Source organism: Planomonospora corallina, assembly GCF_042650625.1.
Lineage (GTDB): Bacteria > Actinomycetota > Actinomycetes > Streptosporangiales > Streptosporangiaceae > Planomonospora_B > Planomonospora_B corallina.
This window is the reverse complement of the sequence record NZ_JBHSBM010000011.1, coordinates 377077-400380: the sequence shown is the minus strand read 5'-3', so window position 1 is coordinate 400380 and position 23304 is coordinate 377077. Positions and strand designations below refer to the sequence as shown.

22 protein-coding genes are annotated in these 23304 nt (G+C 74.6%); 6 read left to right on the top strand and 16 right to left on the bottom strand.

Translation table 11 applies throughout. From position 1 onward, the window contains the following. Nucleotides 1-64: 64 nt before the first annotated feature. The 3 genes from ACFOWE_RS06685 to ACFOWE_RS06675 form a co-directional block, all read right to left on the bottom strand. Nucleotides 65-2704, bottom strand: a complete 2640-nt coding sequence (locus ACFOWE_RS06685) for a phosphoenolpyruvate carboxylase (RefSeq protein WP_377286119.1) — start codon at nt 2702-2704, stop codon at nt 65-67. A 76-nt stretch (nt 2705-2780) separates the two neighbouring features. Then, on the bottom strand, nt 2781-4397 hold the full coding sequence (locus tag ACFOWE_RS06680; RefSeq protein ID WP_377286118.1) for a hypothetical protein: 1617 nt from the start codon (nt 4395-4397) through the stop codon (nt 2781-2783). Beyond that, entirely contained in the window at nt 4373-5185 is an 813-nt protein-coding gene (locus ACFOWE_RS06675; RefSeq protein WP_377286117.1) for an ABC transporter ATP-binding protein, read from the bottom strand. Before ACFOWE_RS06675 ends, ACFOWE_RS06680 begins: the two co-directional genes overlap by 25 nt. 136 nt (nt 5186-5321) lie before the next feature. On the opposite strand from ACFOWE_RS06675, the gene ACFOWE_RS06670 reads away from it, so the two are divergent. The 5 genes from ACFOWE_RS06670 to ACFOWE_RS06650 all read left to right on the top strand — a co-directional run bounded on the left by ACFOWE_RS06670 (nt 5322) and on the right by ACFOWE_RS06650 (nt 10521). Further along, entirely contained in the window at nt 5322-6914 is a 1593-nt protein-coding gene (locus ACFOWE_RS06670; RefSeq protein ID WP_377286116.1) for an acyl-CoA carboxylase subunit beta, read from the top strand. Continuing rightward, entirely contained in the window at nt 6911-7108 is a 198-nt protein-coding gene (locus tag ACFOWE_RS06665; RefSeq protein ID WP_377286115.1) for an acyl-CoA carboxylase subunit epsilon, read from the top strand. The genes ACFOWE_RS06670 and ACFOWE_RS06665 overlap by 4 nt, the downstream gene beginning before the upstream one ends. A 102-nt stretch (nt 7109-7210) precedes the next feature. Further along, a complete protein-coding gene (locus ACFOWE_RS06660) occupies nt 7211-8149 on the top strand; it encodes an NYN domain-containing protein (protein ID WP_377286114.1) in 939 nt (312 codons plus the stop codon). Between the two features lie 195 nt (nt 8150-8344). Further along, nucleotides 8345-9994, top strand: coding sequence for a DNA-3-methyladenine glycosylase 2 family protein (locus ACFOWE_RS06655; protein ID WP_377286112.1), 1650 nt, complete (start codon nt 8345-8347; stop codon nt 9992-9994). Nucleotides 9995-10020: 26 nt separating this feature from the next. After that, nucleotides 10021-10521, top strand: coding sequence for a methylated-DNA--[protein]-cysteine S-methyltransferase (locus ACFOWE_RS06650; protein ID WP_377286110.1), 501 nt, complete (start codon nt 10021-10023; stop codon nt 10519-10521). 13 nt (nt 10522-10534) lie between these two features. On the opposite strand, the gene ACFOWE_RS06645 is transcribed toward ACFOWE_RS06650, so the two are convergent. The 13 genes from ACFOWE_RS06645 to ACFOWE_RS06585 form a co-directional block, all read right to left on the bottom strand. After that, entirely contained in the window at nt 10535-11446 is a 912-nt protein-coding gene (locus ACFOWE_RS06645) for a hypothetical protein (RefSeq protein ID WP_377286108.1), read from the bottom strand. Continuing rightward, on the bottom strand, nt 11443-12135 hold the full coding sequence (locus ACFOWE_RS06640; RefSeq protein WP_377286107.1) for a hypothetical protein: 693 nt from the start codon (nt 12133-12135) through the stop codon (nt 11443-11445). The genes ACFOWE_RS06645 and ACFOWE_RS06640 overlap by 4 nt, the downstream gene beginning before the upstream one ends. A gap of 140 nt (nt 12136-12275) precedes the next feature. Further along, nucleotides 12276-15215 carry a BTAD domain-containing putative transcriptional regulator gene (locus ACFOWE_RS06635; RefSeq protein WP_377286105.1) on the bottom strand — a complete coding sequence of 980 codons (2940 nt, stop codon included), beginning with the start codon at nt 15213-15215 and terminating at the stop codon, nt 12276-12278. Between the two features lie 220 nt (nt 15216-15435). After that, nucleotides 15436-15831, bottom strand: coding sequence for a pilus assembly protein TadG-related protein (locus ACFOWE_RS06630; RefSeq protein ID WP_377286104.1), 396 nt, complete (start codon nt 15829-15831; stop codon nt 15436-15438). Between the two features lie 74 nt (nt 15832-15905). Continuing rightward, a complete protein-coding gene (locus ACFOWE_RS06625) occupies nt 15906-16331 on the bottom strand; it encodes a TadE/TadG family type IV pilus assembly protein (RefSeq protein ID WP_377286103.1) in 426 nt (141 codons plus the stop codon). A gap of 131 nt (nt 16332-16462) precedes the next feature. Continuing rightward, entirely contained in the window at nt 16463-16906 is a 444-nt protein-coding gene (locus tag ACFOWE_RS06620; protein ID WP_377286101.1) for a TadE/TadG family type IV pilus assembly protein, read from the bottom strand. 154 nt (nt 16907-17060) lie between these two features. After that, nucleotides 17061-17315: a Flp family type IVb pilin gene (locus tag ACFOWE_RS06615; protein ID WP_377286100.1), complete on the bottom strand. Its 255-nt coding sequence runs from the start codon at nt 17313-17315 to the stop codon at nt 17061-17063. A gap of 2 nt (nt 17316-17317) precedes the next feature. Beyond that, nucleotides 17318-18295 carry a type II secretion system protein gene (locus ACFOWE_RS06610; protein ID WP_377286098.1) on the bottom strand — a complete coding sequence of 326 codons (978 nt, stop codon included), beginning with the start codon at nt 18293-18295 and terminating at the stop codon, nt 17318-17320. Then, nucleotides 18288-19175 (bottom strand): type II secretion system F family protein, encoded by an 888-nt coding sequence (locus ACFOWE_RS06605; protein WP_377286096.1) that lies wholly within the window; start codon nt 19173-19175, stop codon nt 18288-18290. Before ACFOWE_RS06605 ends, ACFOWE_RS06610 begins: the two co-directional genes overlap by 8 nt. After that, the gene (locus tag ACFOWE_RS06600) at nt 19172-19339 is read right to left on the bottom strand and encodes a hypothetical protein (RefSeq protein WP_377286095.1); all 168 of its coding nucleotides are present in this window, start codon (nt 19337-19339) and stop codon (nt 19172-19174) included. Before ACFOWE_RS06600 ends, ACFOWE_RS06605 begins: the two co-directional genes overlap by 4 nt. Then, entirely contained in the window at nt 19336-20646 is a 1311-nt protein-coding gene (locus tag ACFOWE_RS06595) for a CpaF family protein (protein ID WP_377286094.1), read from the bottom strand. The genes ACFOWE_RS06600 and ACFOWE_RS06595 overlap by 4 nt, the downstream gene beginning before the upstream one ends. A gap of 64 nt (nt 20647-20710) precedes the next feature. Beyond that, nucleotides 20711-21658, bottom strand: a complete 948-nt coding sequence (locus ACFOWE_RS06590; RefSeq protein WP_377286093.1) for a hypothetical protein — start codon at nt 21656-21658, stop codon at nt 20711-20713. Nucleotide 21659: 1 nt separating this feature from the next. After that, entirely contained in the window at nt 21660-22373 is a 714-nt protein-coding gene (locus ACFOWE_RS06585) for a hypothetical protein (RefSeq protein WP_377286092.1), read from the bottom strand. 342 nt (nt 22374-22715) lie between these two features. Here ACFOWE_RS06585 and ACFOWE_RS06580 point away from each other — a divergent pair, with 342 nt between their 5' ends. Further along, a complete protein-coding gene (locus ACFOWE_RS06580; RefSeq protein ID WP_377286090.1) occupies nt 22716-23030 on the top strand; it encodes a hypothetical protein in 315 nt (104 codons plus the stop codon). The last annotated feature ends 274 nt before the right edge of the window (nt 23031-23304 follow it).

Below are 23304 nucleotides of genomic sequence, written 5' to 3'. Positions count from 1 at the left end.
ACAGGCGGTCGCCCGCCGTACGGTCCCCGGGCGGGCGCGGGGACCGTACGGCGGGCGGGGACCGTCAGCCGGTGTTCTGCAGGCCGGCGGCGACGCCGTTGACCGAGAGCAGCAGGAGCGTGGACAGCCGCTCGCGCTCCTCCTCCGGCAGGTCCTCGTCGGCGCGCAGCCGCGACAGGGCGCGCAGCTGCAGGTGGGAGAGCGCGTCCACGTAGGGGTCGCGGAGCTGGACCGCGCGGGAGAGCACCCGGCGGTTCTCCAGCAGGCGGCTGTGGCCGGTGACCTCCAGGACGAGGCGGCGGGTCAGGTCGTACTCGCCCAGGACCTGCTCGGCGAAGTCGTCCCGGCCGCCGAGCGCCAGATAGCGGGAGGCGATGTCGCGGTCGGTCTTGGCCAGGGACATCTCCGCGTTGTCCAGCATGGTCTCGAAGAGCGGCCACTCCCGGTAGGCGGCGCGCAGCTCCTCGACGCCGGTCTCGGCGACGACCGCCGCCAGGCCGCTGCCCAGGCCGTACCAGCCGGGCAGGTTGACCCGGGTCTGCGCCCAGGCGAACACCCACGGGATGGCCCGCAGGTCGTCCAGCGACCGGGGCGCGCCCAGTCCGCGGCGGGCCGGGCGGGAGCCGAGCCGGAGCGAGCCGATCTCCTCCAGCGGGCTGACCAGGGAGAACCACTCGGGGAAGCCGGGCGCCTCGGTGAGCGAGCGGTAGGCCTTCTCCGAGGCGGAGGCGACCTGCTGGGCGACCGCCCGGAACCGGTCGGCGGCCTCGGCCGTGCGGGCCTCGACGGTCGGGGTGGAGGCGAGCAGCACCGCCGAGGTGACCTGCTCCAGGTGGCGGCGGGCGATGGCCTCGTGCCCGTAGCGGGCGAAGATGACCTCGCCCTGCTCGGTGACCTTGAACCGGCCGCCGACCGAGCCGGGAGCCTGGGCGAGCACCGCCCGGTTGGCCGGTCCGCCGCCGCGCCCCAGGGCGCCGCCCCGGCCGTGGAAGAGCGTCAGCTTCACCTCGTGCTCGGCGGCCCAGGCGGCCAGCGCCTCCTGCGCCTCGTACAGCTTCAGGGTGGCGGCGGCCGGGCCGAGCTCCTTGGCGGAGTCGGAGTAGCCGAGCATGACCTCCAGGCGCCTGCCGCCGGCGGCGAGCCGCTCCTGCACGGCGGGCAGCTCCAGCATCCCGGAGAGCACGCCGGGCGCGGCGGCCAGGTCGGCGCCGGACTCGAAGAGCGGGACCACGTCGAGCGCCGGGGCCCGCTCGCCGAGGGCGTGCGCGGCCAGCTCGTAGACGGCGGCGACGTCGGCGGCCGAGCGGGTGAAGGAGACGACGTAGCGGGAGCAGGCGTCCACGCCGAACCGCTCCTGGATCCAGCCGATGGTCCGGATCGTCGCCAGCACCTCCTCCGTGCGCTCGGAGACCTCGCCCGAGGCGAGCTCGGCCAGCGCGGCGGCGTGCACCTGGGAGTGCTGGCGCACCTCCAGCTCGGCCAGGTGGAAGCCGAAGGTCTCCACCTGCCAGATCAGGTGCTGCAGCTCCCCGTAGGCCTGCCGCCTCGCCCCGGCGGCCACCAGGGAGTCCTGGGCCAGGCGCAGGTCGGCCAGGAACTCCGCCGGCGAGCGGTAGGCCAGGTCGAGGCCGCGCTGCCGGGTGGCGGCGACGCGGGCGGCGGTGAACAGCAGCCACTGCCGGTGCGGCTCCCGGGGGGAGCGGGTCGCCATCTCCGAGACCAGCTCGGGGTGGTCGTGCTCGGCCTGGACCAGCGCGGCCCGCAGCGCCGGCGAGGGCGGGGTGTACTCGGAGGTCAGGGTGAGGGTCCGGGCGATCCGCGAGGTGGCGTTCTCCAGCGCGATCAGCACGTGCTCGGCCTGGATGAGCAGGGCCTCCCGGGTGACCCGGGCGGTGACGTTGGGGTTGCCGTCGCGGTCGCCGCCGATCCAGCTGCCGTAGCGGATGAAGGGGCGGGCCAGCGGTGCGCGGGTCCCGCTGTCCTCGGCGAGCGCGGCGTCCATCGCCCGGTAGATGTGCGGGACCATCCGGAACAGCGTCTCGTCGAAGGCCGCCATCGCGGTGCGGACCTCGTCCAGCGGGTCGAGCTTGGTGTGCCGGAGCTGGGCGGTCCGCCAGAGCAGGTCGATCTCCTCCAGCAGCCGCCGCCGCGTCTCCGCGCGCTCGCCCGCGCCGGTCCGGGGGTCGTTGTAGACGGCGAGCTGGGCGCTGACCCGCTGGATCGCGGTGACCACGGCGCGCCGGCGCGCCTCGGTGGGGTGCGCGGTCAGCACCGGGTGGAGGCGCAGCTCCTCCACCAGCTCGGCGACGCGCTCGCCGCCGAGCTCCTGCACGGCCTGGAGCAGCGACTCGGGCAGCGGCTCGTGCCCGGTGTCGCGGGAGCGGAGGGTCCGGATGCGGAAGTGCTCCTCGGCCAGGTTCACGAGGTGGAAGTAGCAGGTGAAGGCCCGGGCGATCTTGACGGCCCGGCCGATCGGCCACTCCGTCACCATCGCGGCGACCTCGTCGGTGGAGATCTCCTTACGGCGGGCCGCGATGACGGCCTTGCGGAGGCGTTCGACGTCGGCGAGCAGGTCGTCGCCGCCGTGCTCGGCGATGACCTGCCCGAGGAGCTCGCCGAGCAGCCGCACGTCCGCGCGGAGCTCGTCGGGCATCTCGGTTACTGCGGAAGAACGTTCTGCCTGGTTGGGCGCGCTGGCGGACATGATTGCCAGGGTATCGAGTGCGTTTTCTCCGCCGGAGACCGGTCTCACCTATTGGACTAGACCAATGCGGAACGCTTCAGGCCTGCTGCGAGATCGCCCCCAGGATCTCCGGGTGCCGGTCGAACCCGATCCGCCCGGCGAGCCTGCGCCCGCCCGCGGCGAGCAGCACGCCGTACGGCACGGCCAGCGCGCTCACCCAGGTCGCGCCGAACAACACGGGCAGCATGACGGGCGCGGCGAGCACCGCGGTGCCGATCATCGCGCCGAACGAGCCCGCGAAGGCGAGGCCGCCCTGGCCCGGGGCCGCGCCGGTGAAGGCGTTGAGCCGCTCGGGCACCGTGTACGGCAGGAGCACACTGGTCATCGCGCCCACGCCCAGCCCGACCCCCAGCACGCCCCAGGCGGTGAGCGCCGCCGGGACGGCCCAGACCGGCTCGCCCGCGAGCAGGGCCGCGACCGCGGACAGCACGGTGAGCGCCGGGACCGCGATCGCCGCCACGGCCAGGTGCCGTCCGGCCAGGTCGGTCCGCCAGGCGCGGGCCGTGCCGTACACAGCGGCGTTCATCCAGAGCGAGCGGCCGTCGATGCCGAAGGAGTTGCACGCCTGCAGGCCGACCATCACCGCGCCCAGGCACGCTGGGGCGATGGCGAGCACCGGGCCGGCGTCGATCTCCGCGTCCCCGTTGAGGGAGAACGCCATGATGCCGGACACCGCCAGGGCGGCGAACCAGCCGACCCGCCCGCGGGGGTCGCGGCGGGCGTACTTGAGCTCCTTGGCGGCGACCGCGGCGAGCGGGCCGTCGGGCAGGAGCCGGGCCAGCAGGCCGCGGGAGTTGCGCACGGAGGCGGCCTCGGTGGAGGCGTCCGCGGTGACCATCGCCCGGCGCAGGGCCGTGATCCAGAGCATGCCGACCGCGACGACCAGGACGGCCAGCAGGAGCAGCTCGGTGAGGGCGACGAGGCCGCCGTCGGCGACGGCGTGCGCGGCCATGCCCGGCGGGGTCCAGCGCAGCACCCCTGCGACGTCGTGCAGCATCCGCAGCGGGTCGCCGGCCAGGCCCTGGTTGAGCAGGAGGTTGGGCAGCTGGGCGCCCACGATGAAGAAGACCACCGAGACCGCGAGCACGTCCCGGCCGCGGCGGGTGCGCAGCACCCCGGACAGGGAGGTGGTGACCAGCCGCGAGGTGACGATGCAGAGCGCGAACTGCAGCAGCACGGCGACGACGCCCAGCAGCGCGCCGCCGATCCCGCCGGCGAGGGCGGCGACCGCGCCGGACGTGACGACCAGCAGGGAGATCGGCCAGACTCCGGTGACCGAGGCGGTGAACAGGCCGGCCGCGAGCCGGCCGGTGGTCAGCGGGAACAGCGTCAGCCGGGACGGGTCGAGCGTGTCGTCCAGGCCGAAGGCGAGCAGCGGGACGACCACCCAGCCGACCAGGGAGAACGTGAACAGCAGCGTCACGACGTCCAGCGCGACCTGCGGGGGCGCCTGGCGCAGCATCACCATGAGGGTGAACCCTCCGGACGCGACCAGGAGCGCGGCCACCAGGGTGAAGAGGAAGCCGAGCAGGCGGGCGGTGTCGCCGCGCAGGTTCCCGGCGACCAGCCGGAGCTTGAGCCGGGCGAAGACCGCGGGCCCCACGGGCGCCGCGCCGCCCCCGCCGGCGCTCACGCCGAGGTCGCTCCCAGCCATGAGAGACCCTCCCCTCCGTCCGCGTGCCCGTGTGCGCCGACCAGGTCGAGGAACGCCTCGTTGAGGCTCCGCCCGCCGCGCACCTCGTCCAGCGGGCCCTGGGCGACGATCCGGCTGCGGCTCATCACCGAGACCCAGTCGCACAGGCGCTCCACCAGGTCCATCACGTGGCTGGAGAAGACGACGGTCGCGCCGGAGGCGGTGTAGCGCCGCAGCACCTCGACCAGCGTGTTGGCGCTGACCGGGTCCACCCCCTCGAAGGGCTCGTCCAGGAAGAGCACCCGGGGGTTGTGCAGCAGCGCGGCGGCCAGGCCGATCTTCTTGCGCATGCCGGTGGAGTAGTCGACGACGAGCTTGTCGGCCGAGTCGGTCAGGTCCATGACCCGCAGCAGCTCCTCGGCGCGCCGCTCCACCTCGGCCCTGGGGATGCCCCGCAGCTGGCCGTTGTAGGACAGCAGCTCCCGGCCCGACAGCCGCTCGAACAGCCGCAGCCCCTCGGGCAGCACGCCGATGCGGGCCTTCACCGTGACCGGGTCGCGCCAGACGTCGGCGCCGCCGACCAGGACCGTCCCGCCGTCCGGGCGGAGCAGGCCCGTGACCATGCTGAGCGTGGTGGTCTTGCCCGCGCCGTTGGGCCCGACCAGCCCGGCGAAACTGCCCTGGGGCACGACCAGGTCGACACCGCTCACGGCCACCTGGTCGCCGAACCGCTTGACCAACCCCTGCGTCCGCACCGCGTCCACCGTGTCCGCCCCGCTGCCCGCCCTGATGTCCACCTTGGCACCCACCTTGCACTGTTTTCCTATTCGTTGACCCTACGCCTCCCCGGGGGGAACGAATGCCAGCCCCTGTTGGCCGTCGATGTCAGCGGCTGGTTACCCTGCTGGGCATGGACCGCCGGACGTGCGAGCAGGAGCCGATTTGATGAGTGCTGAGCCGGTTTCCCCCGGGATCGACATCCACACCACGGCAGGCAAGATCGCCGACCTGGAGCGCCGCCTGGACGAGGCCGCCCACGCCGGCTCCGCCCGCGCGGTGGAGAAGCAGCACGCCAAGGGCAAGATGACCGCCCGCGAGCGGGTCCTCGCCCTGCTGGACCCCGACAGCTTCGTCGAGTTCGACGAGCTGGCCCGGCACCGCTCCACGAGCTTCGGCCTGGAGCGCGAGCGGCCCTACGGCGACGGCGTGGTGACCGGTCACGGCACGATCGACGGCCGCCCGGTGGCCGTCTTCGCCCAGGACTTCACGGTCTTCGGCGGATCGCTGGGCGAGGTCTTCGGCGAGAAGATCGTCAAGGTCATGGACCACGCCCTCAAGACCGGCTGCCCGGTGATCGGCATCAACGACTCCGGCGGCGCCCGCATCCAGGAGGGCGTCGTCTCCCTCGGCCTGTACGCCGAGATCTTCAAGCGGAACGTGCACGCCTCCGGGGTGATCCCGCAGATCTCGCTGATCATGGGCCCGTGCGCGGGCGGTGCGGTCTACTCGCCCGCCCTCACCGACTTCGTGCTCATGGTCTCGGAGAAGTCGCACATGTTCATCACCGGGCCGGACGTCATCAAGACGGTCACCGGCGAGGAGGTGACCTTCGAGGAGCTCGGCGGCGCGCACACGCACAACTCCCGCTCGGGCGTGGCGCACTACGAGGCCTCCGACGAGGACGACTGCCTGGAGTTCGCCCGGGCGCTGCTGTCCTACCTGCCGTCCAACAACATGGACGACGCCCCGGTCTTCGAGACCGAACCGGTCCTCACCGTCACCGACGCCGACCGCGAGCTCGACACGGTGATCCCCGACTCGGCCAACCAGCCGTACGACATGCACACGGTGATCGAGGCGGTCCTGGACGACGGCGAGTTCCTGGAGCTGCACGCCCAGTTCGCCCCGAACATCCTGGTCGGCTTCGGCCGGGTCGAGGGACGCCCGGTGGGCGTGGTCGCCAACCAGCCGATGAGCTTCGCCGGCACGCTGGACATCGCGGCCTCGGAGAAGGCCGCCCGGTTCGTACGCACCTGCGACGCCTTCAACATCCCCGTCCTGACCTTCGTCGACGTCCCCGGCTTCCTGCCCGGCACCGACCAGGAGTGGAACGGCATCATCCGCCGCGGCGCCAAGCTGCTGTACGCCTACGCCGAGGCGACCGTGCCGCTGGTCACGGTGATCACCCGCAAGGCGTACGGCGGCGCCTACGACGTCATGGGCTCCAAGCACCTGGGCGCGGACGTCAACCTGGCCTGGCCGACCGCGCAGATCGCGGTGATGGGGGCGCAGGGCGCGGTCAACATCCTCTACCGGCGCGAGCTCGCCGCGGCCGCCGACCCTGACGCCGAGCGGGCCCGGCTCGTCACCGAGTACGAAGACACCCTCGCCAACCCGTATCTCGCGGCCGAAAGAGGGTATGTGGACGCGGTGATCCGACCGTCCGACACCCGAGTCCAGATCGTCCGGGCACTGCGCGCGCTGCGGAACAAGCGCGCGACCCTGCCCCCGAAGAAGCACGGGAACATTCCGCTGTGACAGACCTGAGGATCGTCCGCGGGGACGCGACCCCGGAGGAGATCACCGCGCTGGTGGTCGCCCTGGCGTCGCATGCCATTCCAGAGTCAAAAATCCCACAAAAGCGGGAAAACTGGCGAAATCCAGCCCATCGCATGCGAAAGCCTCTCCCCACCGGACAAGGCGCATGGAGATCGAGCGGACTGCCGAGATAGATCCCCGGAACGGGGTGTCAAGTCGCGCGAGAGTTGGGAGCATCTAAGAAATGGGCGCATATAGTCAGCCGATCAGCTAGCCCCGAGGCCTGGAGGACGACGATGGCCATCCTTGACCTCACCGCTCACCCCGTGGCGGCCAAGTACGCCGTCCTGGTCGACGTGGGCTACCTGTACGCGGCCGCGGGCGAGGTGCTCCTCGGCGCCAAGGAGCGCAAGGAGTACCGCGTCGCCGCCGACGAGCTGATCCAGGCCCTGCAGAAGCACGCCGAGGCCCGCATCCACGGCGAGCTGCTCCGGATCTACTGGTACGACGCCGCCCGCGACCGCGTGCCGACCGTGGACCAGCGCGTCATCGCCCAGCTCCCCTGGGTCAAGGTGCGCCTGGGCAACCTCAACGCCCGCGGCCAGCAGAAGGGCGTCGACGCCCAGATCCGCAGCGACCTGGAGGCGCTGGCCCGGCACCACGCGGTCAGCGACACCATCCTGATCGCCGGGGACGAGGACATGGTGCCGGCCGTCGAGGCCGCCCAGGCGTACGGCGTGCGCATCCACCTGTGGGGCGTCGAGCCGCCCTACGGCACCAACCAGGCCGAGCGGCTCGTCTGGGAGGCCGACACCGTCGAGATCCTCAGCGCCGACTTCCTGCGCGACTTCTTCAGCCGCGCGCCCCAGCCCGTCCCGGTCCCCCCGGCCACGCCCTCCCCGGCCCAGGTCTTCGCCGGCCGCGCCCCCGCGGTCAAACCGAAGCTCCCGGCGGGCGGGGTCACCAAGCTCGGCCCCAGCCGGCCCCGGGTCGAGGAGGTCGGCGAGCACGTCGCGCAGAAGTGGATCCTCACCCGCGGCCGCGACAACATCCGCGACCTGCTCCCCGGGCCGATCCTGCCGACCGTGATCGACACCGAGCTGCTGATCGAGGCCGAGAAGGAGCTCGGCCACTCGCTGCGCCCTTTCCCCGAGGCCCGCGTCTGGCTCCGCGACGGCTTCTGGGCCCGGGTCTACCGCGAGTTCGACCTGGGGGTCGGCATCTCCTCCCGCTGACCCGCCGCGCCTCCGGGGCGGGTCCGGCCCCGGTCGCCCGGCCTCCGCGTGAGTCCTCCGGCGGGCCCGCGCTCCCGGCCGATCCGGCCCCGTACGGTTCGCCCGGCCGCCCCGGGAGCGGCCGCGCGTAGGCGGCCACGCTCATGTCTGATTCCCGCCAGCCGTACGGTGTGGGCTGCGGATAGCGTCGTAGACGTGTCCCTGAGAGAACTGGATTTCGACGCCTGTTACCGGGCCGTGGCCGCGCGGGACGCCCGCTTCGACGGGCGGTTCTACACGGCGGTCACCTCGACGGGCATCTACTGCCGTCCGATCTGCCCCGCCCGCACACCCGCCCTGCGCAACGTGCGCTTCTACCGGCACGCCGCCTCCGCCGAGGCCGCCGGGTTCCGGCCCTGCAAACGGTGCCGTCCCGAGCTCAGCCCCGGCGATCCCGGCTGGGACCAGCGGGGCGACGTGATCGGCCGGGCGCTCCGGCTGATCGACGAGGGGGTCGCCGACGACACCGGGGTGGCGGGGCTGGCCCGGCGGCTGCACATCACCGAGCGGCACCTGCACCGGCTGTTCGCCGCCGAGCTCGGCACGGGGCCGCTGGCGGTGGCCAGGACCCGGCGCCTGCTTCTGGCCAAGCAGCTGCTGACCGACACCGACCTGTCCATCACGGACGTCGCCTTCGCCGCGGGGTTCGGGAGCGTGCGGCAGTTCAACGCGACCATGAAGGAGACGTACGGCTTCACCCCCGGCGAGCTGCGGGCCACGGCGGGCCGGGCCGTGGCCGGCGACCGGGCCCGGGGCGGCGGAAACGGAGCGGGCACGGACCGGGCCGGGGCAGGAGGCGGTCCGCCCGGCGCCGCGCTGACGCTCCGGCTGCACCGGCGGGAGCCGTACGACGCCGGGGCCATGATGCGCTTCCTGCGCGCTCGGGCGATCCCCGGCCTGGAACGGGTGGACGGCCCGGCCCCGGGTCCTGCGGGCCGGCAGGAGCCTTGGCCGGGGCGGGAAGGCCGGGAGGAGCCGCGACCGGGTCCGCAGGACCGGGAGGAGTACGGCTGGAGCTACACCCGGGCCGTTCCCGGAGGGCTGGTCACGCTGACACCGCTGCCCGGCCACGTCCGCCTGGACGTGCGGCTCGGTGACACCGGCCGCCTCGCCCGGGTGGTCGCGCGCTGCCGCCGCCTGCTCGACCTCGACGCCGATCCGGTGGCCATCTCCTCCGCCCTCGGGGAGACCGCGCTGGGCCCGCTCGCCGCGGCCCGTCCGGGACTGCGGGTGCCCGGCGCGTGGGACGGCTTCGAGCTGGCCGTGCGCGCCGTGGTCGGCCAGCAGATCTCCGTCTCCGGGGCCCGCACGATTCTGGGCCGCATCGTCGCCCGGGCCGGCCGCCCCGCCCTCTCCGCCGCGGAGGACGCGCTCCACGCGGAGGGCACGTCCGCCGGGGAGGGCACGTCCGCCGGGGAGGGCGTACCCCCCGCGGAGGGAGAGGTCACCCGCCTGTTCCCCACCGCCGGGCAGCTCCTCGCCGCCGACCTGGACGGGCTCGGGCTGACCGGGCGGCGGATCGCCACGCTGCGGGCGCTCGCCGAGCGGGTGGCGGGCGGCGAGATCGACCTGGACGGGGCGCACGAGCCCGGTGAGACCGTCTCCGCGCTGCTCCGGGTGCCCGGGATCGGGCCGTGGACGGCCGGATACATCGCGCTGCGGGCGCTGCGGGACCCGGACGCGTGGCCGGAGGGCGATCTCGGGCTCCGGCGGGCCATGGCGTGCCTCGGCATCCCCGACGAGCACATCGAGCGGTGGCGGCCCTGGCGGGCCTACGCCGCTCTCCACCTGTGGAGCTCCGAATGACCGCTCCCACGACCGAAGGAACCGCGATGATCAAGGCACAGATCCTGGCCACCCCGACCGGTCCGCTGGCGCTGCTCTCCCACGACGGGGTGCTCGTCGCGGCCGGCTTCACCGCCGAGGCCGGGGACATGCTCGCCCGGCTCTCCCCCGCCCTGCGGAGCCTCGGCATGACCGTCGTCGACGACCTGGGGCCCGCGGCGCAGGCCGTACGCGACTATCTGGACGGCGACCTGAAGGCCCTGGACGGCGTGCCGGTCAGCCAGCCCGGCACGCCCCGGCGGCAGCGGCTGCTGGCGGCCCTGCGCGAGGTGCCGCCCGGCACCACGGTCACCTACGCGGAGCTGGCCGAGCGGGCGGGCATGCCCCGGACGGCGGCCAGGGCCGCGGGCGGGGCCTGCGCGGGGAACCTCGTCGCCCCGTTCGTGCCCTGCCACCGCGTGCTGCCGTCCACCGGCGGCTACGGCGGCTACTACTACGGCACGCCGGTCAAGCGCTGGCTGCTCGAGCACGAGGCCGGTGCCCGCTGAGCCGGCCGCCGGGTCAGCCGCCGCGGACGACGCTCTGCACCTCGCCCACCGGGACGTCGCGGGTGGCGCCGACCTCGACGGGATCGTAGGCGAAGGGCACCACGTCGTCCTCCACCTCGACCTGCCAGACGGAGGTCACCGTCAGCTCGTAGACCTTGCGCGGCTGGTCGGCCGAGGCGCGCAGGTAGCGGACCCCGCAGGTGAACTCCGCCCCCTTGGCGTACGGCCGGCCGCGCGGCCCGCACTCCTCCCTGACCTCGGCGCGGTCGGCGGTCGTCCCGGGGTCGATCTCCAGCCCGTCGAGGGTGGCGGTCACGGTCGCGCTCATGAAGCCCGGGATGGTGGCGGTCACCGACCGGGTGGTCTCCCCCGCCCCGCCCAGCCAGACCCAGGTCGGCAGGTTGACGTAGCTCTTGGCGTCCGGGTTGAGCTCCACCCGCGGCTCGGGGACGGTCAGCGCGGCGCGGGCGATCTCGACGAGCTCGGCGAGGGTGATCCCGGCCGGCGGGGTGGTGCCCGGCGGCACCCAGACGAAGGGCTCGAGGCCGTTCCAGCAGGCGTTCCCGCCGGGGTCGGCCGCGTTGTAGGCGGGCGTCCACCACCGGCCCTCCTGGCCGACCTTGTCCTTGAACTGCTCGAGGAACTCCTGGAACTTCTCCTCGGTGGCGCCCGGGGTGAGCCGGAACCACCAGGCCCGCAGGTCCTCCTGGGTCCGGAGCATGCCGGAGGCGTCCTTGCCCGGCTCGTACCAGCAGGGGCGCTTGATCCGGTAGCCGTCGCCCCGGCCGCCCCTGAGCCCGGTCCCGGTGACGACGATCTGCGAGTTCTGCAGGCGGACCCCGGCCGTCCGGCCCTCCTGGAAGCCCTCTCCCGAGGGGACCGGATCCAGCAGCAGGGTTCCCGCCACGACCGCTTCAATGATCATTTCTGACATCCCTCCGCGCTGCCTCCGGGAGGCAGGGAGTGCAGCAGGTTCCTGATCTTCCGGGTCCCGTCGTCGTAGCGGCGGACCCCCGCGACCTGGAAGTACGGCCTGCGCATCCACGGCTCGGCCTTCCGGGCCCTTCCGGTCCGCGCGTCCATCAGCCGCATCCCGGACATGTCCACGCACAGGCCCAGCTCCGCCCCGGGCCCGTGCACCGCGCGCACGGTGAACGCGTACAGCCGGGCGGTCCCGCGCACCGAGAGTCCGTCGTCCACGAAGGAGTGCACCCATTCGTAGCCCTGCCGGCTCCCGTCCATCTCCAGCAGCCCCAGATAGGCGTCGTCCTCACCGGCGGTGGTGATCGACCTGAGCGTCTCGGTGAAGTAGTCGCGGACCAGGCCGACCATGGCGGTCGTGTCCGGATCGGCCCCGGCCGGGGTCTCGACGACCACCCGCACACCGGGTGCGGCCCGGACCGTCTCGGTGCCCGGCGCGGCCGCCTCCGGCGAGACCGGGGCGCCGGACGCCGCAGAGGTCCCGGACGGCCCGGGCGCGCCGGAGGCGCCGGCCCGCAGGTCGGCGGGCGTGAACGACGGGGCGGGCCGCGAGGAGCAGCCCGCCGCTCCCGCGGCCAGCACGACGGCCAGCACTGCGGCCAGTACGGCGGCCGGAGCGATCAGCGCACGCACACCGGCCACGCTAGGAACCGTCCCTGCCCGCGACCAGCGGTATGCACGGATCGGCATGGTTCGCTCCTCCCTCATGCCGGCGGCCCTCACATCGGCGACCCTCGTGACGGCGGCCCTCTTGGCGGTCCTCTTGGCGGTCTTCATGCCGACGGCGCCGAGCTCATCCGCCAGGCGGGCAGCAGCTCGTCGATGAGGGCCTCCGTCTCCGGCGCCATGCCCCCGCCGTACGGGTGGGAGGCGGCCCGCCGGTGCAGGGCGTCGGCCACGGCCCGCAGGCGGGCCGGGTCACCGGTCCGGTGGGCGGCCCGGAGCAGGTCCCGCCAGAGCCCCTCGTCGTCGGCGGCCAGCAGCAGCCCGGCCCGCGCCGCGGCCACCGCCCGGCCGGCCTCGCCGTGTTCCAGCCAGACCTCGCAGAGCCGGTGCGCCGCGTCCGCGACCCCCGCCGTCACCTCGTACTCCAGGTCGTCGGCGGCCAGCCACGCGTAGCGGCCGCGCGGCCGGCCGTTCAGCAGCGGGCCCCGGACCAGGCCGAGCGCCTGCTCCAGCAGTACGGCGCGCGCCGCGGCGTCGCCGTGGGAGCGGCGGACCAGGTCGCGGAAGAGCGCCCAGTCGGTCCGCACCTCGGGGCCGAGGCGGAGCCGGCCGGAGGAGTCGGCGTACAGGTTGGGCCGGCCCGCGGAGTCGGTCCCCAGCCAGGCCGCCACCCGGGCCACGGTGGCGTCCCGCACCACGGCCTGCACCCCGCGCGGCCAGAGCACGCCGCCGAGCACGACCGGGTGCACGCCATCCGGGTGGGTCGCCAGGTAGACGACCATCTCGACGGCGAGCGCGGCCCGGCCCTCCTCCATCGGCGGCGGCCCCGCGATCTCGACCGGGCCGAGGATCCGCACCTCCACCGAGGGGTCCTGCGGGACGGGCCCGGCGTCGTCGGCCAGGGGCTCGCCCTCCAGCCGCCGGGCCGTGGCGAACAGCTCGACCAGGGCCCGGTACTGCCTGCGGGGCAGCAGCTGCGCGGTCACCTCGAAGCCGAGCGCGTCCACCCGGACGCGGCCGCCGGCGTCGATCTCCCAGTTCCAAGTGGCGTCCGGGACGTCACCGGCGACGACGTACCCGGCGGCCGTGCGGGCCCCCTTCCTGGCGAGCAGCGCCAGCCGCCGGGCCTCCTGCGCGCTCGGCGTGATCGCCGAGAGCAGGTAGTGCGGCGACCAGACGGGGTCGGCGGCGCGGCCGTGGATCCGCCCGGTGAGCACCTCGGCGCCGTACCCGCGGCCGGCGGCCGCCGCCCGCGCCTCGGCCTCCAGTTCCGGCAGGACCTCGGCCAGGCTGCTCACGCACCTGATCCGCTCAGGGGCGATGTCCACCAGCTCCTCTCCGAAGCCGACGAGCGTGACGCGCATCCGGTCCGACCAGCGGTTGGTGGCCAGCTCCACGGCGAGCGCGGCGAGCGCGGCGGTGGTCTGCGCGCCCCGGACGCCGATCAGCCCGTGCGCGGCCTCCAGGTCGACCAGAAGCCGGCCCTCGCCGTCCCCGCCCAGGGAGACCAGCCCCGGGTACGGCGCGGGCGCGTCGGACAGCACCCGCTCGTCCAGCAGCCTGCCCTCGTGGGCGGGCAGCCGCCACACCTGGCCGCCGTCGCAGGCGGTCCACGGCTCGGGCGCGCCGGGGTCCGGCGGGTGGATCCACAGGTCGAGATGGCGCGGGGACAGGTGCGCGGCGTAGACCGTGGGCGGGACCCGCCCGGCCTCCGCGAGGGACCGGCCGAGGAGCCGGAGCCCGAGGTCCAGCATCCGGCTGCCCGGCGCGTCCGCGCCGAGCCGGAGCGCGAGCTCGGCCTCGGCCGCGTCCTGCCGGGGGCGGACGATCCGGCGTCCGAAGGCCCGGTGCCAGAGCTGCTCGCGGCGCCTGCGCCCGAGCGCCGCCAGCAGCCCGGCCGCGGCCAGCGAGGCCCCGGCCAGGTAGTCGAGCATGCCCAGGGCGTCACCGCCCTCCTCCGGCTCCTGCTGCTCCTGCCGCGTCCCGCGCTCCGCGCCGGACCCCTCGCGCTCACCGGCCCCGGCGGAGCTCCCGGGGGCCCCGTCGGAGACCTCCGGAGCCTTGTCAGAGGCTTCGGGGGCGGCCGCCGGGGGCGGGCCGGTCCGTACGGCCGGCCGCTCCGCGGGCGCCCTCTCCGGTGCGGACGCTCCCTCCGGCGCCCCGGCCGGCCGCTCCGGGGACACCTCCGGGGCGTCGGCCGGGGCGTCGGCGGGGGCCGGGGCGGTGGCGGGGGTGACGTGCCGGGTGCGGCCGTCCAGCTCGGCGGGCTTGCCGGGGTGCTCCCGGAGGACGTCGGGGCGGGACTGGCCGGCGGGGACGATGTGCACGTTCCGGGCGTCGTCCGGCATGTCGAGGACCCAGCCGGGCCGGATCAGGTCCGCGATGCGCAGGCGGCTCCCATCGGGCTGCTCCTTGTGCTGGTTGAGCCGGTAGATCTCCGCGTAGCGGCGCCCGTCGCCCAGGCACTTCTCGGCGATCTCCCACAGGCTCTCGTGGTGGCGGCCGTGCGGCGGCTGGACCACGTAGACCTTCCTGGCCTTCTCCACCGGCACCAGGTCGGCCCGTTCCCCGGTGACCGGCGCGGCCAGGGGGGAGACGCCGGCCGCCGCCGTGGCGGCCGGGCGGTCGGCGGGCGGGCCGGCCGGCCGTACGAGGGGCACGGCCACCGCCGAGACCGTGAACAGCAGCAGGACCGCCGAGACGAGCCGGTTGGCCAGCGCCTGGGTGCCCCCGGAGAGCGGGACCCGGGCCGGCATGCCGACCCGGCGGATCCCCGCGTAGAGCTCGACGACCACGCAGACGACCAGCTGCAGCCAGGCCAGCCAGACCAGCAGCACCAGGATCGCCACGACCGTGCCGGTGCCCACCTGACTGCTCAGCAGGTCGAGGTCGAGCAGCTCCGGTGGGAGCGGCGGCCCCGCGAGCCGGAGGAGCGCGTAGGGGACCCCGCCGACCAGTGCGGCCAGCAGGACCAGCGCGCCGAGGCCCGCGAGCAGGTCACCGGCCGTGCGCCTGGGCCTGATGCGCATGGGCTGCCGCGTCGGCATGCGTCTCCTCTCCTGTCCTTCCGTGTCCCTCGTCCTTCCGCGCCCCGGCGTCCCCCGATGTCCGCCGACGCCCCGGTGCCGGTCAGCGCCCCTCAGCGCTCCCCCGGCTCCCCCGGCTCCCCCGGCGTCCCCGGGGCCCTCGGCGCCCCGGGCGTCCCTCGGGGTCCCGCCGCGTCGCGGACGCTCCGGGCGCACCGGGCGCACCGGGCGCACCTGGTCGTCACGTCTCCTCGCCGATGTCCGGACCGGCCACGACCGCCGCCTCCATCTCCGATCCCGGGAAGCCGAGGGCGGCCAGGAAGAACGCCTCCCAGCGGACGGAGACGGTCACCTCCACCTCCGCGTCCCCGGGCTCGCACGCGGTCAGCTCGACGTCGGCGGCGGCGTGGGCGGAGACGACCTCCTCGGCCGCGGCGCAGGCGGTGTCGCCCGCCTCCAGCCGGACCTGGCCGGTCCGGCGCAGGTGCTCGACGTCGATCCGGTCGGCGGCGGCCCGGGCCGCCTGCTCGGCGATGTCCGCGGCCCGCAGCCGGGCGTTGATCGCGGCCCCGCCGTCCACCAGCAGCCCGGCCAGCAGGAAGACCACCACGGAGAACAGCACCGTGAAGACCGCCATCGACCCCCGTTCCGCCGGAGCGGCCCGGAGGGCCGGGACACGGGAGGGACCGCGGCGTGCCATCGGAACCCGGCTCATTCCACCCTCCGGAAGCGCTCCAGAGGGACCACGGAGTCACCGCGGATCTCCTTGGCCGCGCCGAAGCCGAGGAATCCCAGGTCCAGGGAGCAGGTCACCTCGACCCTGACCTGGCCTCCCTCCTCCCACTCCGTGCCGTCCAAGCTGACCTGCGGCTCGCACTCACCGGACAGGGAGTCCTCGGCCGCGTCGGCGGCGGACGCCTCCGCGTCGGCGCGGGTGCGTTCGACCGAGGCCGCCCGGGCGGCGTCCCTGGCCGCGCCGTTGACCTCTCCCTGGGCCTCCACGATCCGCCCCGCGCCGACGAGGAAGAGCAGGAAGAGCAGGAAGACCGGGGCGAGCAGCACCGTCTCGGCCGAGAGCGAGCCGCGTTCGTGCCGGTATGCGCCTCTGTGCCCGGCCCCCGGTGAGGGCCGGGACACGCGGCCGTACCCCGTTCCCGGCAGGGACCGGGGCGCGGTGCCGTACCCCGCCGTCCCCGGTGCGGAGGACGCACCGCCGTACCCCGCCCCCGGCGAGGGGCGGGATACGGAGCGGGAGCCGGTCCGGCGGGCTACTCGCATCCCTCGCTCCCGTCGTCGGGGCGGAAGCACTCGACGGGACCGCCGAACCGCGCGGTGACGGTGAACGTGGTGGGCGGCAGCAGCGGGACGACCTGGACGGCGGTCGCGGTGACCTCGACGCCGCGCCGGTCCCCGTCCTCCCAGGCCGTGGCGGTGGCGCCGGACAGCAACTCCGGCCCGACGGCCCGGAGCACCTCGCGGGCCCGGCCCTCGGCGTCCTGCCGCCAGGAGTCGGTGTCGACCCTGGCCAGCCGGGCGCCCTCCCGCGCGGCGGCGTCGGCCACCTGACGGCCGTGGAACCAGACGGCGAACTGCACCACGAGCAGGATGACGACCAGCACCACCGGCATGATCATCGCCAGCTCGACGGCGGTGGCGCCCCGCTCCGCACCCCGGCCACGACCGGCGTCACGGTCCCGTCCACGACCGCGCACCCGGCCGCGGCCACCGTTCCGGCCATGGCCGCGGTCCCGGTCGTGGAACCACCCGCGCGCCCGGTCCCGCCCGCGGAGACGGCCCCGCCCGCGGAGACGGGGCCGGCCGCGGAGACGGGGCCGGCCGCGGAGACGGGGCCGGCCGCGCGCCCGGTCACGGCTCGGTGCCGCCACCGCCGTCACCTCCGGTGCCGCCTCCCCCGCCGCCGAACTGGTCGGAGATCTCCGCCTGCTTGTCCTGGACCAGCTGCCTGATGAGCGTGGCCAGGCCGAGGGCGACCCCGGCGATGATGGCGGTGATGATGACCCACTCGACGGCCGAGGCGCCTCGGGTGGGGGCGTTGCGCGCCCTCTCGATCCGCACGCTCAGCAGCGCGACCGTATAGACGATCCACGGATGGTTGACCATGGTCAGGACCCCAACATCTTCATAGCGGCCGGGAAACTCAGGAAGATCACGAACCCTGCGCAGAGCAGGAGCTGGGCGACGAGCATCGACTGGGACCGCTCCCCCGCCTGCCCCTCCACCTCGGCGAGCTCGCGCCGGCGCAGGGTGGCGGCGCGGGCCGTCAGGGAGGCGCGGACCTTGGCGCCGTCGTCGGCGACCAGGCCGAGCGCGGCGGACAGGTCGCGCAGCTCGTCCACGTTGATCTCGTCGCCGAGCTGGCCGAGCGCCTGCCAGGGGGTGATGCCGACGATCCGGGCGTTGCCGAGCGCCTCGCGGATGCGCGCCATCGCCCAGTTGGCCCCCTCCCCGGGGTCCGCGGCGCCCGCCGTACCCGCGGCCCTCGCCGTACCCGCCGTGCCCGCCGTGCTCACGGAGACCGCCATCATGAGCGCCTCCGGCACGCCCCGCCCGCCGGCCAGGTTCATCGCCACCAGGTCGAGGAAGGCCCCGACCACGTGCCGGAAGTCGCGGCGCATCCGGGCGGCGTCCCTCCTGATCTGCAGGTCGGGCAGGAAGAAGAAGACGACGGCGACGACGAGCGCGGCCCAGAGCGGGACGGTCAGGGAGACGCCCCACCCCATGACCGCCAGCCAGCCGGCCAGCAGCGGGAAGGCCAGCAGCCCGGAGGCGGCCAGCAGCGCCTTCGTCGCCAGGAAGCCCTCGAAGGACTTGCCGAGCAGCGCCAGGTCCGCCCGCGCCGACCGGACCTCCCAGCCCCGGGCCGCGTACAGGCGGGCCATCCGCTCGCCCAGCCCGCGCCGGAGGTCGCCGACCTCCTCGTCGGGCAGGACCAGCCGCACGCGCGGGGCGTCGGTGCCCTCCCGGGCCGCGTCCAGCGCCAGCAGCCGCGTCACCAGCCCCGGCCGGGCCGGGAACAGCGCCCGCACCAGCAGGAACAGGCCGAGGCCGAGCACCCCGCCGGCCAGCAGCGCCTCAGTCATCGCGCACCTCGCCTCCGGAGGGCAGGCCCAGCAGGCGGGCGGGCTTGTCGAACCTGGCCAGACGGCGCATCCAGGCGAACCCGGCGCCGAAGAAGCCCGCGACCACGACCAGGACGGCCTGGCCGAGGGCGCCGTCGTACTCGGCTACGTAGTCGGGGTTGAACACGACCAGGATCGCCGCGAAGACGACGGCCGTGCCGACCACGATCTGCACGCTGCGCCGGGTGGAGCGGCGCTCGGCCTCGACCCGGCGGCGCATGTCGAGCTCTTCCCGGGCCGAGACGGCGAGCGCGCCGAGCACGTCCCGCAGACCGGGACCGCGCAGCCGGGAGTTGAGGATCAGCGCGGCGACCACCAGGTCGGCCGAGGGGTCGTCCAGCTCGTCGGCGAACAGGCGGAGCGCGTCGGGCAGCGGCATCCGGGTGTGCAGGCGGTCCACCAGGTCGCGCAGGTACGGGCGGAGCATCGGGGAGGCGGCCCGGATCGAGGACGGGATCGCCTGCTCCAGGCCGGAGGCCCCGGCGATGGTGTCGCGCAACGACTCGGTCCAGGCGGCCAGCCCCTCCAGCCGCCGCATCGCCGTGCGCTCCTCCGCCGCGCCGCCGGACAGGCCGCGCCAGCCCAGGGCCAGCAGTACGGCGCCGGCCGCCATGACCGGCCATCCGGTCACCGCGAGCACGGCGACCCCGGCGATCACTCCGGCCGCGGACCGGGTGGACAGGGCCTTCAGCAGCTCGCGCCGTCCGGCCCTCCTCGCGGGGGCGGCCGGACGGGGGCGCACGCCGTACAGGGCCAGCCCCAGCAGGAACAGGCCGCCGCCCACGGCCGCTCCGGCGAGCAGCGCCAGCGGGTCGATCAGCCCCGGCGGGATCTCGATCACCGCTGCCACCTCCCCCGCGGCGGCCCGCCGTGCGCGAGCGCATCGAGCCGTCCGTCTGCCACGCCGGGCGAGGCGGCCGCGCAGGACAGGACCGCCGTCGCGCCGTGCGGGACAGCCAGCATGCGGGGCGGGACGGCCACCGCGCGGGGCGGGACGGCCGTCATGCCCACTCCCCGGGGTCGTAGCCGTGGTAGGCGAGCTCCTCCAGGCAGGAGAGCGGCGCGTGCGGCGCCGCCCGGCCGTCCGGCCCGGCCGCGAAGACCTCCGAGGAGAGCACCCGGCCATCGACGCCGGCCACCTCGCGCGCGCTCGACACGAAGCGCCGCAGCCGCCCGCCCCGGGCGTAGTCGTTGCGTTTCTCGATGAAGACCACGAAGTCGATCGCGCCCGCGATCAGCATGTGGGTGGCCTCGATCGGCAGCCGCTCGGCGGCCTGGAGCGCGTAGGTGGCGATCCGGTTGAAGACCTCCATCGAGGAGTTGGCGTGGATCGTGGACAGCGACCCGTCGTTGCCCTGGGTCATCGCGTTGAGCATGGTGACGATCTCGTCGCCGAGGACCTCTCCGACGATCACCCGGGAGGGGTTCATGCGCAGGGAGCGGCGGACCAGCTCGGCCATGCTGATCTCGCCCTGGCCCTCGGAGTTGGGCAGCCTCTGTTCGAAGGCCACCACGTTCGGATGGAGCTCGGGGAACTGGTCGAGGCCCAGCTCCAGCGCGCGCTCCACGGTGATGAGCCGCTCGGCCGGCGGGATCTCGTTGGCCAGCGCGCGCAGCAGGGTCGTCTTCCCGGCGTTGGTGGACCCGGCGATCATGATGTTCTTCCTGGCCGCGACCGCGGCCGACAGGAAGCGGCCCAGCATCGGGGTGAGCGTGCCGTTGCCCACCAGGTCGCTGAGGAAGACCTTGCCGAGCCGGGCGCGGCGGATGGAGATCGCCGGGCGGACCGTCACGTCCATGACCGCCGAGAGCCGGGAGCCGTCCGGCAGGCGCAGGTCGAGCTGGGGGTTGGCGGTGTCGAACGGCCTGCTGGACAGGCCGCTGTAGGCGGCGAGGATCTGGATCAGCTCGACCAGTTCCTCGTCGGAGTCGGCGACCGGCTCCCCCATCACCTCCCGGCCGTCGGCGTAGCCGATGAAGACCCGGTCGCAGCCGTTGATGTCGATGTTCTCGACCTCGGGGTCGTCGAGCAGCGGCTGCAGCCGGCCGACGCCGAACAGCGCCGCGTGGATGCCGGAGGCGAGCGCCTCCTCCTCCTCGGCCGTGGGCGGGGTACGGCCGACGCCGATCTCACCGCGGGCGTACTCCTCCAGCACCTGAGCGATCAGCGCCCGGGCGAACTGGCGCTCGTCCTCCCCGGTCATCGGGGGGAGTCCGCCGGCCTGGTCCAGGCGGCGCTGGTGGGCCAGCCGGTCTCCGACCTCCTGCCGGAACCGCTTCACCAGCGTGTGGTCGACGCTCCGCTCGCTCATGCGGCATCCCCCGCCCGCCGCATGGGCGGCGCCGCCGCACCCGTCGCTCGTTCGCTCCGCTCGCTCACGGGCCCTCCCGCCATCCGGCCGGCGCCGGGTACGGGGCCGGGGACCCGTGCGGGGCGGGCGCCGGGCCGTACGGGCCGGGGGCGTCGCCGCGCGGGCCGGGCGGCGGGCCGTACGGACCCCGGGTGTCACCCGGGGCGGGTGCCGGGCCGTACGGACCGGATGCCTCGCCGTACGGGCCGGGGGCCGTGCGGGGGTCCGGAGCCTCCCGGAGCGCCTCGGCGGCCAGGCGGCCGGCCAGCTCCCGCGCGGTGCGGATCAGCAGTGAGCGGTCCAGGCGCCCGCCCCACTGGCCGCGCAGCAGCTCCGCGCCCTTGGGGTCGTGCGCGAGCCCCGCCACGAAGGAGACGTCCCTTCCGGTGGCGGTGACGATCCTGCGGACGTCGTCGATCGTGCCCCGGTACTGCCGGGGGTCGGCGATCACCACCACCCCGGCCCGCACGCCCTTGGGCATCACGTGCAGGCGCTCGCGCAGGTGGGCGACGTGGTCCAGGCTCCCCCGGGTGAACAGGACGGCCAGCTCCGCCTCGGCGATGAGCTCCCCCAGCTCCGGGTGGCCCCCCAGCCGGCCGCAGTCGGCCAGCACGTCGGCGCCGGGCAGCGCGGCCAGCGCCCGGCCGAGCGGGCCCCAGAGCCAGGTCAGCCCGGCCGCCTGCTCTCCGTGGGTGAGCCCGGCCAGCACGTCCAGCCCGCCGACGATCTTCTGGGTGTGCTCGTGGATCAGCGCGGAGGTCAGGCCCCGGCGGGCCGTGGCCCCCAGTGTGAGCAGGCCGCGGCCGGGGTTGAGCACGCCGCCGTCGGCGGCCGGCAGCCGGTAGGCGATGTCCCCGCCGGCCGGGTCGCACTCGGCCAGGAGCACCGGGCGCGGCCAGACCGCGCCGAGCGCCGTGGCCGCCGTGGTCACGCCGGGTGCGCCCTTGTCCGCCGCCAGCACGATGAGCGCCACGTCAGCGCGCCCCCGGCAGCTCGGCCAGGGCGATCTCGCCCCGGGCGGAGTAACCCGCGACCGCGGGCGAGATCGTGGAGTCCACGATGATCGTGACCTGGCCGCCGGAGCCGCCCGAGCCGCCGCGGCCCTGCGCGCCGACGCTGTGGACGAGCGCGCTCTGCGCGAGCACGCGGCCGGGCGTCCCGCCCGCCTCGCCCCGGGCGGAGACGTGGATGACCTGGACCCGGTCCCCCGCCCGGAGCGTGGAGGGCATCTGCCCGGGCTTGAGCGCCAGGCCCACCTGGGCCTTCCCCGGGCCCAGCTCCTCGCTGGCGGAGAGGGTCATCTCCTCGGTCAGCAGCGTGCCCGGGAGGATGGTGACCCGGGCGAAGGACTCCGTGACGCGCCCGCGCGCGGCGTACGGCACGTAGCCGATGCCGGTGTCGGCGATCTGGACCTCGCGCATCGCGGCCTCGGTGATGGGCTGCCCGGTGCCGATCTGCTGGACGATCTGGATCGCGGAGACCCGGTCGCCGCTGCGCAGCACCAGCAGGGTGGTGGCGAGCGCCCCGCCCAGGATGAGCAGGACGGCGAGCGCCGCGAGCGCCGGTTTGCGCTCCCTGGGGGGAACGGGGAGTTTCCGCGACGCCGGGCCCGACAGGGCGCCCGCCGGAGCAGGCCGGTCCGCGCTCACCGGGGCACGGCCGGATGACTTCTCGCTTGTCGTCCTCATGGGCGAGGGGGCTCCCAGAGTGATCAAGTATGGGTTGCTGATCGAATTTACGCCATTATGCGCACTCTGCCGATATGCCGTCGGGCAAAAGCGAGGACCAATGCTCGTTTGGTAAGAACGGCTTGTCAATCCCAATCCACCAGAACCTTACTCTTCTGGTAGATGACACCGGAGCCGACTGATGATATGGACAGAAATAAATCTATTTAACAACCGTCACAAGGACCCCGCCCGGTCGTTTCCCTTCCGCCCGAACGCGGTTCACCTCCAGGCGGGCCGGTTGTGCGTTCCTTTTCACCGCGATGCATACTGAACCTGTTCAAAATATGCCATCCTGGGATCATGGCAACGTGGTTCAGGCGGGTCCCGCCAGGCCCTGGAGGTCTCCGCCGCATCGTCCGGTCGGCCGCCGAACGGCTCCGCCTCCGAGGTCTCCCGGGCCGCCGGAGCGCCGGGCGCCTCGACCCCGCCCGCATAACCGAGCACCTCGCCTCCGTCCGCGTCACCGAGCGGACCGCCGGTCGTCTGCACCGGGCGGCGGCCGGACTGGCCGAGGTCACCTCCGAGGTGCACGCCTACGCCGAGCTGCTGGAGGAGAAGGCCGACGAGCTGAGGGCCAGGGCCCGCGCCCAGGAGAGGACCGCCGGCCCCCGATGAGCCGCCCGCCCGAGGCGAGCACCCGTTCCAGGGGCTCACCTGCTCCAGGGGGTCACCCGCTCCAGGGGTTATCCACAGCCTTTGAGGTTTATCCACAGGAGAAGCCGGACCGTCCGCGCACGCCGGCCCGTTCCCGTAATGGTGGATGTCCACGGGAAACAGCGCGACACGTCGGCACCGAACGGAAGTTGTCCACAGGAGGGAAGGTTTTCCACATACTTCCTCCGAGTGCGTGCGTCTGCCGTGAATGCCCCTTCCCTGACCGTCCCCAGTC